Annotated in this window: 10 protein-coding genes; 1 reads left to right on the forward strand and 9 read right to left on the reverse strand. The window is 69.7% G+C overall.

Annotation, left to right across the window (positions count from 1 at the left end; translation table 11 throughout):
* Positions 1 to 12 precede the first annotated feature (12 nt).
* From ACQP2X_RS35525 to ACQP2X_RS35555, 7 genes are read right to left on the reverse strand one after another with little or no spacing between them, the layout of a single operon-like run.
* Positions 13 to 1,737, reverse strand: a complete 1,725-nt coding sequence (locus ACQP2X_RS35525; RefSeq protein WP_498689426.1) for a PKD domain-containing protein — start codon at positions 1,735 to 1,737, stop codon at positions 13 to 15.
* Positions 1,734 to 3,104, reverse strand: coding sequence for a glycoside hydrolase family 43 protein (locus ACQP2X_RS35530; RefSeq protein WP_498689428.1), 1,371 nt, complete (start codon positions 3,102 to 3,104; stop codon positions 1,734 to 1,736). Before ACQP2X_RS35530 ends, ACQP2X_RS35525 begins: the two co-directional genes overlap by 4 nt.
* Positions 3,097 to 5,643, reverse strand: a complete 2,547-nt coding sequence (locus ACQP2X_RS35535) for a family 78 glycoside hydrolase catalytic domain (protein WP_498689430.1) — start codon at positions 5,641 to 5,643, stop codon at positions 3,097 to 3,099. Before ACQP2X_RS35535 ends, ACQP2X_RS35530 begins: the two co-directional genes overlap by 8 nt.
* A gap of 35 nt (positions 5,644 to 5,678) precedes the next feature.
* The gene (locus ACQP2X_RS35540) at positions 5,679 to 6,488 is read right to left on the reverse strand and encodes an ABC transporter ATP-binding protein (RefSeq protein ID WP_498689435.1); all 810 of its coding nucleotides are present in this window, start codon (positions 6,486 to 6,488) and stop codon (positions 5,679 to 5,681) included.
* Position 6,489: 1 nt separating this feature from the next.
* Positions 6,490 to 8,238 (reverse strand): dipeptide/oligopeptide/nickel ABC transporter permease/ATP-binding protein, encoded by a 1,749-nt coding sequence (locus tag ACQP2X_RS35545; RefSeq protein WP_498689437.1) that lies wholly within the window; start codon positions 8,236 to 8,238, stop codon positions 6,490 to 6,492.
* Positions 8,235 to 9,176, reverse strand: a complete 942-nt coding sequence (locus ACQP2X_RS35550; protein ID WP_498689438.1) for an ABC transporter permease — start codon at positions 9,174 to 9,176, stop codon at positions 8,235 to 8,237. Before ACQP2X_RS35550 ends, ACQP2X_RS35545 begins: the two co-directional genes overlap by 4 nt.
* 14 nt (positions 9,177 to 9,190) lie before the next feature.
* Positions 9,191 to 10,711: an ABC transporter substrate-binding protein gene (locus ACQP2X_RS35555; protein WP_498689440.1), complete on the reverse strand. Its 1,521-nt coding sequence runs from the start codon at positions 10,709 to 10,711 to the stop codon at positions 9,191 to 9,193.
* Positions 10,712 to 10,925: 214 nt separating this feature from the next.
* Between ACQP2X_RS35555 and ACQP2X_RS35560 the strand changes: the two genes are divergently transcribed.
* Positions 10,926 to 11,990 carry a LacI family DNA-binding transcriptional regulator gene (locus tag ACQP2X_RS35560; protein WP_498689441.1) on the forward strand — a complete coding sequence of 355 codons (1,065 nt, stop codon included), beginning with the start codon at positions 10,926 to 10,928 and terminating at the stop codon, positions 11,988 to 11,990.
* Here the strand turns inward: ACQP2X_RS35560 and ACQP2X_RS35565 are convergent.
* Positions 11,964 to 12,773: an SDR family oxidoreductase gene (locus ACQP2X_RS35565; protein ID WP_498689443.1), complete on the reverse strand. Its 810-nt coding sequence runs from the start codon at positions 12,771 to 12,773 to the stop codon at positions 11,964 to 11,966. The two genes, ACQP2X_RS35560 and ACQP2X_RS35565, sit on opposite strands and share 27 nt — an antisense overlap.
* Before the next feature lie 96 nt (positions 12,774 to 12,869).
* Positions 12,870 to 13,667: an SDR family NAD(P)-dependent oxidoreductase gene (locus ACQP2X_RS35570; protein ID WP_498689445.1), complete on the reverse strand. Its 798-nt coding sequence runs from the start codon at positions 13,665 to 13,667 to the stop codon at positions 12,870 to 12,872.
* Between the last annotated feature and the right edge of the window lie 3 nt (positions 13,668 to 13,670).

Raw genomic sequence — 13,670 nt, forward strand, 5'->3', positions numbered from 1 at the left:
GCGACTCCTTGCTCAGGGGTGAACGACGACGCGGACGCGGTCCAGGTTCTCGACCGCGGCGAACGGTTCCGGGTGGCCGGACCGGGTCGAGGCCACTTTGAAGGACACGTAGTAGGTGCCGGGCTTCGTGAACCGGTGGCTGGCGGTGAAACCCTTGGCGGCCTTGGTGAAGGTGCCGGATCCGGTGAAGTCCCATCCGGCGGAGACGATCTTTCCGGCGCCGGGCGGTGTCGCGACCCGGGCCTGGAAGTCGACCTTCTGGCCGGCTTTGATGTCGACGCGGTCGCGGCCGTGGACGGTGAGGTCGACGACTGGCTGGATGCCGCGCCGCTGGGCGGCTGTCGCCGGGACGTGCACTTGGCCGTCGGTGACCGTGTAGCGGGTGGACTGCGGTGGGCGTACGCCGCGCTCGGCCCAGGCCGCGACGTCGCGTAGCGCCTGTTCCACGATCGGGTCGTAGGAGACGATGCGGCTGGCCTTGGCTCCGGTGACCGGGCCTTCGAGGTGGTCGGCGTTGTCGTTGTAGTACAGGCGGAAATCGCCCGGGGACTGGACGCGGCGGGCGTACCAGTCGGCGTGCCACGGGTAGGCGTCGCTGTCGAGCAGGTTGTCGACCACGATGACCTTGCCGTTGATCCGGCCGGTGTAGGTGCCGCCACCGGCGACGCTGTTCGCGATGGCCGGGCCGACCAGGAACGGCCGCTGCGGATAGCGGCCGCGCAGCGAGTCGAAGACGTCGTAGCCCTCGCCCGCCGGCGGGATCTGATGGCGGTAGTACGACGGCAGGGCGACGGCCCAGCGGTCGCCGGTGCGGGCCAGCTCGGCCCGGACGAGGTCGCCGAGCGCCGACTGCTCGGTGCCCAGGTAGCCGGGCTTGGACCAGAAGTCGTCGGCGTACGTGGGGTCGAGCTGTTGAATCACGGCGCCGAAGCCGAGCAGGCCGTCCGGCGCCGACAGGCCGAGCACGTAGTCAGGGTCGGCCCACGCCTTGAGCGGAACGCCCAGGCTTGTGGCCTCGTGCAGCATCGCCGCCTGCACCGGCGTCAGGCCGGCGTACGGGTTGCCGGAGCCGCCGGGTCGTACGGCGTCGGCGATCCGGTCGGCCACGTCGCGCAGGACCATGCGGGCCTGCGCGCGGACGAAGAAGTTGATGGGGATGGAGGTGGGCACGCCGAGGACGACCGGGACGGCGCCCTCCCATACTCCGGTGGTGTTCTCGATGGCGCCGACGGTCTGGAAGGAGCCGCCGGAGGGGCCGTACAGGTAGCCGTAGATCCGCCGGGCTCCTGAGCGGTAGTAGGCGGCCGCTACGGTCTCGGCGAACTTCGCGGCGGCGGCGTCGTGACGGTAGCCGCCGGTGCCGCTGGTCTGAACGGTGTAGGCGCCGCTGGCGGCACCGAAGGCGACGGCGCGCTCGTAGGCGTTCTCGGTCGAGGTCGGGTACGTGTATTGGAAGAAGCGGCCCTGCCATTGTTTGGCCGGCGGCAGGTAGATCGTGAACTTGACGTCCGTACCGTCGAAATGCCCGGACACCCGGTGATGCGTGACCGGGGTGGTCAGGTCCTGCTCGCTGTCGATGACGGGGTGGGCGTAGAGCGGGTCGACGCAGCCGGGTGTGACCTGGACTGGGCCGCCCGGCGTGGTGGCGGCGCAGTCGGGTGGTGCGGCGGAGGCGGCGCCGGCCGGGACGAGGATGAGGCCGGAGGCGAGAAGGAGGGAGCTCAGGACAGCTTTCATGACTGCTCCTGGGGGCGGTAGGTGACCGACCGGACGTGGGCGCCGGTGGTGGCGAGCATGCGGCCGGTGAAGCCGGACGCGACTTCGGTGGAGAGGTAGCGCCCGTCGAGCCGGGCCAGCTCATGGCGGCCGAGGGAAAGGACGATCTCGTCGGGTCCGGCGTCGCCGAGGGGAACGGTGGGCTGAGTGGGTTCGACGGCCTCGATCCGCAGCACGGCCGGACCTGCCGGCATGGGTGACTCGGCCAGCGCGACGTCGAGGTCGCCGATGCGGGCGCGCGCCTCGACCCGGTCGTGATGCCGGGTCAGACCATAGCGGTGCCGGTCGTCGATACGGACTTCGAACCGGCCGGGGCCGTCCAGTGTCGCTTCCGCCGACCACCGCAGGTCCCGGACGCGGGTGCACAGCAAGTCGTTGCCGTCCACGACCCAGCGCGGGTGCGGTGTGGCGTTGGCGAAGACATCGGTGAAACCCGTGTCGAGGGGCGGGATCCGGTAGCGGTCCTCGTCGAAGACCGGCCAGCCGTCGCGCCAGTCGATCCCGGCCAGGAAGGTCTCCCGCCCCAGGACGTGGAAGCCCGGTGTCGAGCCGCGCGGCCGGACCCCGAGATAGACGGCAGCCCAGCCGCCGGCGGGCGTACGGACCAGATCGGCGTGACCGGTGTTCTGCACCGGGTGAATAGTGCTGCGGTGGCTCAGGATCGGGTTGACCGGGCAGCCTTCGAACGGCCCGGACGGGTGTGGGCCGCGGGCGACGGTGACGGCGTGCCCGCGTTCGGTGCCGCCCTCGGCGAGCAGCAGATACCAGAGGCCGTCGATGACGTACAGATGCGGGCCTTCGGCCGCGGCGAGGCCGCTGCCCTGCCAGATCCGGTACGCCGGGGCGAGGAACTTGCCCGACGAGATGTCGAGCGGGGCCTGGAGGATGCCGACCTCACCCTCGGTGAAGCTCATCGCCTTCCAGCTCAGGTAGCACGTGCCGCCGTCGTCCCAGGCGAGGTCGGGGTCGATGCCGATCGCCTCGGGCACCCGCACGGGTTCGCTCCACGGCCCGGCCGGATCGTCGGCGGTGACGATCAGCTGGCCGCCGTCGTAGTCGCTGACGTTCGTGGTGATGTAGAAGAAGCGCCCGTCGTGGTGGCGCAACGTCCCGGCGTACAACCCGGAGGAGGGCCGGCCGTCGCCGCGGGTGAACTGGCTGCGGCGGGTCAGGATGTGGCCGATCTGCGTCCAGCGGATCAGGTCGCGGCTGTGCCAGATCGGCGCGCCGGGAAAGTACTCGAAGCTGGAGTGGGCCAGGTAGTAGTCGTCGCCGACCCGGCAGATCGTCGGGTCGGGATAGAAGCCCGGGATGATCGGCTCAGACATCGGCCACCGACATCTCGGAGCGGATCACCGGGTCGGCCACGAGCCAGCGGTGGTCGCCGTGGCCGACCGTCACCGGACGGTCCTCACCCGGCACGTGCACCTCGGCCGACGCGCCGACCGGCACGCTCACGTCGAGGCGCAGGTGGCCGGCCGAGCGATGCCAGGAGACCGAGGCTTTCCCGTACGGGGTCAGGTGAGTGGCCGCCGCACTGGTGAGCTCCGGCGTGGGCCGGGGGTGCACGAGCAGGCGGCGGTATCCGGGCGCGGCGGGCGCGAGCCCGGCTACCGTACGGTGCAGCCAGTCGGCCACCGCGCCCAGGGCGTAGTGGTTGAAGGAGGTCATCTCCCCCGGGTTGATGCTGCCGTCCGGGCGCATGCTGTCCCAGCGCTCCCACACCGTGGTGGCGCCCATGGTGACCGGGTAGAGCCAGGACGGGCACTCGGTCTGCAGGAGCAGGCGGTACGCCACGTCGAGGTGGCCTGTGCTGGTGAGGGCGTCGCAGACCAGCGGCGTGCCGACGAAGCCGGTGGCGATCCGGTACCCGCCGTCACGCACGAGCTCGGCTAGCCGGCGCCCGGCCGCCACCCGCTGCCCCGCCTCGGGCAGCAGATCCCACTCGATGGCCAGCGCGTACAGGGTTTGCGCGTCCGAGTGGATCCGGCCTTCCGGCGTGACGAAGGCCCGGGCAAAGGCATCCCGTACCTCGGCGGTCAACGTGCGGTACTTCTCGGCGTCGGCGGCCCGGCCGAGCAGGCGGGCCGACTCGGCCACGATCCACGACGAGCGGGCGAAGTGGGCGGTGGCCACCACGTCGGGGTCGGCCTTGGCCCGGCCGGGCTCCTCCGGCGGAGCCGTCGGGTCGAGCCAGTCACCGAACTGGAAGCCGCCGCGCCAGAGGCGGTCCGCGCCGGCCAGGGCGGCAACCCGGTCGACCCAGGCGCTCATGCTCGGCAGTTGCCGTTCGAGCACCTGCAGGTCGCCGGTGCGCTGGTAGAGCGTCCAGGGCACGACGGTGGCGGCGTCGCCCCAGGCCGCGGCGGGCGTGTGGAACTCGGGTGCGCGGTCGACTTCGGGAACGACGTGCGGCACCGAGCCGTCGGGACGCTGTTCGGCGGCCAGGTCGGCCAGCCAGGAGCGGAGCAGGCCGGTGGTGTCGTACAGGAAGGTCGCGGTCGGCCCGAAGACCTGGATGTCGCCGGTCCAGCCGAGGCGCTCGTCGCGCTGCGGGCAGTCGGTGGGCAGGTCGACGAAGTTGCCGCGGGTGCTCCAGACGACGTTTTCGTGCAGTTGGTTGAGCTGCTCGTGTGAGGAGGAGAACCAGCCGGTGCGGCGCAGCCCGGAGCCGATGACGACCAGTTCGATGTCTTCTTCACGCAGGTCCGGTACTCCGGTGACTTCGGCGTAGCGGAAGCCGTGCAGCGTCACCGAGGGTTCGAGCACTTCGTCGTGGCCGGACAGCACCCAGGTGTCGGTGGCCAGGGCCGACCGCAGTGGCCGGATGCCGAGTTCTTTGTCTTCCAGCACCTCGGCGTGGCGAACCGTGACCGTCGTGCCCTCGGGCAGGCCCCGGACGTGCAGGCGGATCCACCCGACGGCGTTCTGGCCGAAGTCGACGAGTGTCTTGCCGGCCGGGGATTGCCACACCTTGCGGGCGGGCAGCACGCTGGTCGGCCGAATCGGGGGGCCGTCCGGAGCGACGAGCCGCGACAGGTCGCCCTCGACCATTTCGACGCTGGTCGCCGGCGCTTCGTGGGGGCGCAGGTCGGTGGTCTGGCCGTCGTACAGGTCGTCGGCCAGGACCACGCTCGGCCGGGCGTGCCAGGTGCCGTCGGTGGCCAGCACGTGCACAGCGCCGTCGAAGGTCGTGATCTCCAGCTGGGCGAGCAGGGCGAGGCGGTCGCCGTAGATCGCGCGCTGGTTGGACCAGCCGAGCCGTCCGCGATACCAGCCGTTGCCGAGCAGAAATTCCAGCAGGTTCTCGCCAGGTCGGATCAGGGTCGTGACGTCGTAGACGTGGTAGCGCAGCCGGTGCTCGTACGAGGTCCAGCCCGGCGCGAGGACGGTGTCGTCGACACGGCGGCCGTTGATCGACGGCACGTAGATGCCGTGGGCGGTGGCGTACAGCCGGGCGCTGCGGATCGGCCCGGGCACCTCGACACGTCCGGCGACGATGGGGGCCCGTTCGCCCGGGTCGAGCGGGCTGATGAAGCGCGCCGTCCAGTCGTCCGGGTTCAGCAGGCCTGCCTCGACGGTTGCCGGCTCGCTCCACGGGCTCCAGTCGTCGCCGTACGCCACCCGGACCTTGACCTCGGCCCGCTCCCGCGAGCGCAGCGGCCGGGCCGGCCACGGGACCAGCACCTGCTCGGCGCTGCGCACAGTGAAGACCTCGCCGGAGATCTGGACCTCGTACGCCGTCTGGCGCCAGCCTTCGCCGGCATGCGTGATGGTCCAGGAGAGCCGGGGAGCCGGGGTGCCGATGCCGAGCACCGGGCCGGGCTCGGTGCGTTGCTCGAAACGAGGTGCGCTGGGCTGAACCATGAAGGGTGACTCCTGATGCTGAAGGCGGGAAGTGGTCAGAGAGCCAGGCGCAGCCGGCGTCGCTCGCGCTGCTTGCGCGGGTCGGCGACTGGCGCGGCCATCTGCAACCGGCGGGTGTAGTCGTGTCGCGGGGCGGTGGCGACCTGGTGCGCCGCACCGAGTTCGACGACCTCCCCGCGGTACAGGACGGCGATGCGGTCGCTGATCTCGTTGACGACGCCGAGGTCGTGGCTGATGAACAGGTAGGCCACCCCGGTGGCCTTCTGGATGTCGTGGAACAGGCGCAGCACCCGCGCCTGTGTCGTCACGTCGAGCGCGCTGGTCGGCTCGTCACAGACGATCACCGCCGGGTTCAGGGCGAGCGCGCGGGCGATGGCCACCCGCTGCCGCTGCCCGCCGGAGAACTCGCGCGGGTACCGGTTCGCCGCGTCGGCAGGCAGTCCGACCGCGTCCAGCAGCTCTTTCACACGGGTGCGGCCGCCCTCGACGCCGGCCGTGGCGAGCGGTTCGACGAGGATGTCGCCGACCGTCATGGACGGGTTGAGCGACGAGTACGGGTCCTGGAAGACGACCTGCACGTCGCGGGCGAGTTCGCGTCGCCGCGAGCGGGAGACGTTGCTGATGGTCTCGCCGCGGAACTCGACGGTGCCCTCGCTGACCGGGGCCAGGCCGAGGATGGCCCGCCCGATGGTGGTCTTGCCGGAGCCGGACTCGCCGACCAGGCTCAGGGTCTCGCCGGCGGCGAGGTCGAAGGAGACGCCGTGGATGACGGTGGTCGAGGTCTTCCGGCGGCCGGGGAAGCGGACGACCAGGTCGCGGGCGCGCAGCAGCGGTTGATCGGTCATGTCAGATCTCCATCAGCTCGACGCTGCGCGAGGACGAGAGCAGTTCCCGGGTGTACGCCTGTTGCGGCGACTCGAAGATGGCGTCGACGTCGGCGCGCTCGACGATGTTTCCTTCCTTCATCACGCTCACGGTGTCGCACAGATCCGCAACGACGCCGAGGTTGTGGGTCACCAGGATCATGGCCAGGCCTCGTTCCTGGCTCAGTTCGCGCAGCAGTTCGAGGACTTCGGCCTGGACGGTGACGTCGAGGGCGGTGGTGGGCTCGTCGGCGACGATGACGTCGGGGTCGGCGGCGACCGCACCGCAGATCAGCACGCGCTGGGCCATGCCGCCGGAGATTTCGTGCGGGTACAGGCCCATCACCCGTTCGGGATCGGTGATGCCGACTCGGATCAGCAGTTCGGTGATGCGCTCTCGGGCCTGTTTCGCGTCGAGAGTGGTCACCGCCCTCAGCCCGTACGTCAGCTGTTTGCCGATGGTGAAGGAGGGGTCGAGGTTGGACATGGGTTCCTGCGGCACGTAAGCGATGCGCCGGCCGCGGGCCGCTCGCATCTTCGCGTCGTCGGCCAGCAGGTCCTCGCCGTCGAGCAGGACGCTACCGCCCAGGACCAGCGCCTCGCGAGGGAGGATGCCCAGGGTGGCGAAGGCGATCTGGGACTTGCCGGAGCCGGACTCCCCCACCAGGCCGTGGATCTCGCCGCGGCGCACGTCCAGGTCGGCGCCGTGCACGACTTCCCGGATCTCGCCGCCGGCCATCGGGTAGGCGATCCGCAGGCCCCGGACGGAGAGCACGACGTCGTCCGAGCTCCCGACCAGGATCGAGTCGTCCTCCGGCTCCTGCTGCTGTGCGGCTGCCACGGCGGCGCGCCGGGCGCGCGGTGACAGGGTCTTGCTGCGGGCCGAGGATTGCAGGACGTCGCTGAGCGCGTTGCCGAGCAGCACCAGGGCCAGGATGGTGAGGCTGATGAGCAGCGCCGGCCAGACCACGGCCCACCGGTTGTTGTAGATGCCGTTGAACGAGTTCTGCAGCACGATGCCCCACGACGCGCCGGCCGGGTCGCCCAGGCCGAGGAAGGACACGCCGGCCTCGATGCCGATGCCGGAGGCCAGCACGAACGAGCTCTGGATGATGACCGGCGCCCGCACGGCCCACAGCACGTGCCGGCCGACGATCCGCACGTCGGACAGGCCGGCCACCCGGGCCGCGTCGACGTAGAGCTCGTTGCGCACACCCAGGACGACGTTGCGGACCAGGCGGTAGTAGGTGGGTGCGATGAGCAGCCCGAAGACGGCCATCGCGGCCGGGATGTTCGGGCCGGTCAGGGCGTACAGGGCGATCAGCAGCACGATGCCGGGCAGGGACATGACCACGTCGGAGACGAAACCCGCCGCGGCTTCGAACCGCCCGCGGTAGAAGCCGGCCACCAGGCCGCCGGTGACTCCGACCGCCAACGAGATGATCAGGATGATGGCGCAGGCGAGAACGGTCTGCCGCGAGCCCCACATGAGCCGGGACAGGATGTCGCGGCCGGCGCTGTCGCCGCCGAGCAGATGCCCGGCGCTGAACGGTGCCGCGTTGGTGGCGTCCAGGTCGGTTTCGGTCGGCGAGTACGGCGCCAGCCACGGGCTGGTCACCGCCACGAGCACGACCAGGGCGAGGAAGGCCAGGCAGACGGCGCCCTGCGGGTTGCGCAGCAGCTGCCGGAACACGCGCCGCCGGGCCACGTCGGTTGCAGGGCTGACGGTCATCGGATCCTCGCCTTCGGGTTCAGCACGGTGGTGGCCAGATCGCCGAGGAAGTTCACGACCAGGACGATCACGATCGTCACGAGCACGGTGCCCATCACCATGGGCACGTCGTTCACCTGCGCCGACTGGTTGGCCAGCTGGCCCATGCCGGGCAGGGCGAACACCTGCTCGATGAACACGGCGCCGCCCAGCAGTCCAAGCGTGGTCAGGCTGAGCACGGTCAGGCCGGGGCCGGCGGAGTTGCGCAGCACGTGCCGGAAGATCACGTGCCGTTCGCTGAGCCCGCGGGCCCGCAGCGTGCGGATGTAGTCGCGGCCCAGCGTGTCGAGCACGGCGGTGCGGAACTGGGCGGCCGCGCTGGCCACCGCCCCGACCAGCAGCGCCAGCACCGGCAGGGTCACCGACTTCGCCCAGCCCGAGACGCTGATCTCGGGCGTGACATAGCCGGTGGCCGGCAGTACCCGCCAGGCGATGGCGAAGGTGAAGACCAGGACGATGGCGATGATGAACGACGGGATCGCGGTGCCCAGCACGGTCAGGAACTGCAGGAGACGGTCGACCCAACCGCCCTTGACGGCCGCCGTGACGCCGAGCAGCACGCTCAGCACGACCGTCAGCAGCAGCGTGATGATCACGATGGCGAGGGTGACCGGCACCCTCGACGAGAGCGCGTCGGTCACGGACTGACCGGTGTAGAACGACTCGCCGAGGTTGCCAGTGACCGCGTCGCGCAGCCAGTGCCAGTACTGCACCAGCAGCGGCTGGTCGAGACCGAGGGTGACGACCTCACGCTGCACGTCCTCCGGCCGGGCGTTCAGGCCCAGCACCGCTCGGGCGATGCCCTCACCGTTACCGAACATCAGGGTGAACGTGGCGAACGTGACCACCAGCAGCACGGCCAGCGAGCGCGCGAGGTTCTTCAGCAGCGTGAGTGTCATCGGAGATCTCCCGGCTACTTGAAGTCGCGCAGCTTCGGGGTCAGCGCCTCGACGTCCGAGATCTTGTCGATCTTCACGTCCGGGCTGTGCGCGTAGAACCCGTCGGGGTTGACCATCGGCGCGAACCAGGCCTGCTCGACGACGTACTTGTTGATGTCCTGCTGGGCCGTCTTGCGGGTAGCCTCGTCGCCGGTGAGGATCTTCTGCCAGAGGGCGTCGACGGTGGCGTCGGGCTGGTGCTCGAGGTTCCAGTAGCCGGTCGATCGGACCACGATGTCGATGTCGAGCAGCGACTGGCCGAAGTTGCCGAGCTGCCACAGCACTACCGGGTAGGTGCCGCTGAGTAGGTCGTTGATCGCGTTGGCGCCGGACAGCGGCACCTGCTTGACCTTGATGCCGAGCAGGCCGAGCTGCTGGGTCACGTACGGCATCAGGGTCTCGTGGTTCTGCCCGGTCATGGTAGGCAGTTCCAGGTTGAAACCGCTCGCGTAGCCGGCTTCGGCCATCAGCGCCTTGGCCTTGGCGACGTCGAAGGGGTACGGGTCCGCCATGCCGTCGATGTAGGCGTCGCTGCCGGGCCGGAAAATCTGGTACGACGGCTTGCCGTGGCCCTGGTAGAGGTTCTTCACCATGGCGTCGCGGTCGAAGACCATGTTGATCGCCTGGCGCACCTTGACGTTGCCGAGAGCCGGGATCTTCTTGCCGAGGTGGTCGGTGAGCAGCAGGCGGGTCGTGGTGCCCTGCATCGCCAGGATGTCGAGGCCGGAGGCCTTGACCTCGTTGTAGCTGGCCGCGGTGATCAGCGAGCCGTCGACCTGCTTGGTCTTCAGCGCGCTGACGGCCGCGGTCTCGCTCTCGATGACCTTCAGAACCAGTTTCTTGTACGGGTAGTTGGCCGTGTTCCAGTGGTTCTCGTTCTTGGTGAACGTGTAGACCGAGCCGCGGGTGGTGGCGGCCTCGTCCAGGACGTACGGACCGGAGCCGATCGGCTTGTCGTTGACCTTGCCCGAGTCGAGCAGGGCCTTGGTGGTGACCTTCGGGTTGCAGACCCGCTGAATGATCATCGGCTGCGGTTCAGGCCAGGTCAGGGTGATGTTCTGCGCATCCGGCGCGGAGATCTTGATGCCCTTGTAGTCGGCGGCGGATCCGCCGTGCGAGGTGACGTACTGGAAGGTCGCCGCGACCGCCGTGGAGTCGACCGGTGTGCCGTCGGAGAACTTCTGGCCCTCGCGAATGTGGGCGGTGAACGACTTGCTGTCGGCGCTGACCGACCACTTGTCGGCGATGTCGGCCTCCGGTTTGCCGAAGGCGTCGCATTTGATGACGGTATCCCAGACGGCTTCGGGGCCCCAGCCCTGGTAACCCGGCTGGTTCGACGGGTCCCAGCCCTGGATGTCGGCCGACATGGCCAGCGTGAGGGTGTCTTTGGTCGTGCCGCTGGAGGCGCCGGCGCCGGGGGCTGCCTCGCCGGTGCATCCCGCCAGCAGCGCGGCGAGTGCCACCGCCGAGACGAGAGCTGACTTACTGCGTCGCATGTGGAACTCCTTCGAGGGTGCCACCGACGGGGCACTCGGGCTTCGAGGGGAGGAATTTATGTGCAACGTTCTACGCGGCACTGTAGGGACGCGCGTCACAGCCCGTCAAGAGTCCATGGCAACCTGGCCGTAACTATTTTGAAACGAGCCAAGTTTCGCGGCGACATCTCGTAGAACGTTGCACAAAGCCCGAATTGTCAGTACGCTCCGCGACGTGGCAGATCCCGCAGGAACCGAACGCACCACCATCCAGGACGTCGCGGCGGCCGCCGGCGTCTCGGTTTCCGCGGTCTCGAAGGTGCTGCGCGGCGCGTACGGCGTCAGCCCACAGATGCGCGCGCGTGTCACCGAGGCGATCGGCCGACTCGGCTACCGGCCGCACACCGGCGCCCGGGCGATGCGCGGCCGCACGTACACGGTCGGCGTGGTCCTCGTCGAGCTCACCTCGCCATTCCAGACGGAGGTGGCCAAGGGCATAAGCGACGCGCTCGAGGCCACCTCGTACCAGGACATTCTGGTGACCGCCGGCGCGACGCCCGAGCGCCAGAAGAGCCGCATCGAGGCGCTGCTCGACCGGCGGGTCGACGGGCTGGCACTGATCGCGCCCTGGATCGAGGTCGCGTGGATCGAGAAGATCGCGGAGACTGTTCCGGTGGTGGCCGTCGCCCTGCACGGCACTCCCCGCCATTTCGACACGGTTGTCGACGACGAGCGGCTGGGCGCCCAGCTGATGGTCGACCACCTCGTCGCCCTCGGGCACCGCCGCATCGCGCACACCAGCATGCCCCGGGCGGCGTTCGAGGACGCATTCGTCCTGTCCCACACGGCGCGGCGCCAGGGATACGAGCAAGCGATGCGCGGGCACGGCCTCACGCCGGACGTGATCGAGACGTGGCTCTCGGAGGAGGGCGGTCACCAGGCGGCGCTCCAGGCGCTCGATCGTGCCCAACCACCGACGGCCATCTTCGCCGGAGCGGACATCGCCGCCCTCGGCGTGCTGCGCGCCGCCGAGGAACGCGGGCTGCGCGTACCGGAGGACATGTCGGTGGCCGGGTACGACAACATCTACACCTCGACGATCAACCGGGTCTCCCTGACGACCGTCGACCAGTCCGGCCACAGCACCGGCGCCGAAAGCGTCCGGCTGCTGCTCGAACGCATCGAGGGTCGCGCCGAGCCCAGCCAATTCGTCGTCTCTCCCCACCTGGCGATTCGCCGGACCAGCGCAGCGCCAGGTGGGATGCGAGGCGGATCAGACCGCGGTGATGTCGGCGAGTAGGCCCTCCACCCGCGCCCGGGCTCCCTCGACGACGCCCATGCCGGGTGCCACGTGGACGCGGCCGGCCTCGATCGCGCTCAACGCCGACTCGGCAACCTCGCGCGGCGTCAGGATGGCTTCCGGCGGCGCGATGTCTCGCATGGAAGGCCCTCCACCGGGTGGAAGCTGGATAGCCCCCAGCGCTGCGGAATTCTGCCCGAGCGGGGTGTCCACCAGGCCGGGGCACAACACGGTGGCGCCCAGAGCCGGCGCCGCCTGCTTGAGCTCCAGATCGAGGGTCTCGGTGAGCCCGACGACCGCGTGCATGGTCGCGGTGTAGGGGGTCAGGCCCGGCAGCGGATTGAGGCCGCCGGAGGAGGCGGTGTTGAGGATGTGGCCGGACTTCTGCCCGACCAGCAGTGGCGCGAACGCGGCGACTCCGTGGATGACGCCGAGCATCTTGACGTCGATCATGCGCCGCCAGGTCCGCGCGTCCTGTTCCCACATCGGCGCGGACGGGCAGACCAGGCCGGCGTTGTTGCACACCAGGTCGACACGCCCATAGGTGGCAACGGTGCGGTCGGCAAGGGTGCGCACCGAAGCGTCGTCACTGACGTCGGCCACCACAGCCGTGACCTCGGCGCCGCCTTTGCGCAGCGCCTGCTCGGCCGCGGCCAAGCCTTCTTCACGGATGTCGGAGATGATCAGCTTGACTCCGCGCGCGGACAGGGCTTCGGCCAGCCCGTATCCGATTCCGCTGGCGGCGCCGGTGATGACGGCGACCTGCCCCTGTTCGATACGCATCTTTTCTTGTTCCTTCGTTTGCGGCGAGTTCCCTGGATCATCTGCGGGCGCCGGCGGTAACGGCCCAGCGCCCGCAGCTCTGCGTCTCCGGTGGCCTCAGCGACCGGCGTCCATGTTTGCTCCGCCGTCGACCATCAGCGTGTGGCCTGTCATGTAGCTGGAGGCGTCGCTGGCCAGGAACACGGCGACGTTCGCGACCTCCTCGGACAGCCCGAATCGGCCGATCGGGATCTGGGTCGTCATGGCGGCACGCCCTTCCTCGCCGATCTTGTCCAGGAACACCTTCATCGCGGGGGTGTCATACGCCGCGGGGCAGATGGTGTTGACGCGGATGCCGTCCGGTCCCCACTCTCGGGCGACGACCCGGGTGGTCGCCCGGATGGCCTCCTTGGTGGCGGCGTAGGAGAAGTGGTCCTTCAGGCCCGTCACGCCGGCGCCCGAACCAAGGTTGATGACCCGGCCCTGGCGATCCTTGAGGTACGGGTGCGCGGCCTGCAGGAAGTAGTAGGTGCCGAACAGCCCGCTCGTCAGATGCGTCATGAGGTGTTCCTCGTCGGTCTCGAGGAACGGCTTCTGGGTGTTGCGCACGTTGTGAGCGTTGTTGACGAGCACGTCGATGCCGCCGAGCTCGGCGACCGTGCGCTCGACGACCGCGTTGACCTGGTCGCGTTTGCTTACGTCGCACTGGATGGCGAGTCCGGGGTGGCCGTGCTTCTTGAGCTCCTGCGCCACGGTCTCGGCGGTCTCGGCGTTGAGGTCAGCCACCACGACGTGGGCGCCGGCCTCGGCCATGGCGATCGCGATGTAGCGGCCCAGACCTTGGCCGGCACCGGTGACGATGGCGACCTTGTCCTGCAGTACTCCGGCGCCGGCAGGTGCGTGACTCGTGGTCATCTT

This window comes from Actinoplanes sp. CA-131856 (assembly GCF_050956135.1).
In the GTDB taxonomy this organism is placed as follows: Bacteria; Actinomycetota; Actinomycetes; order Mycobacteriales; family Micromonosporaceae; genus Actinoplanes.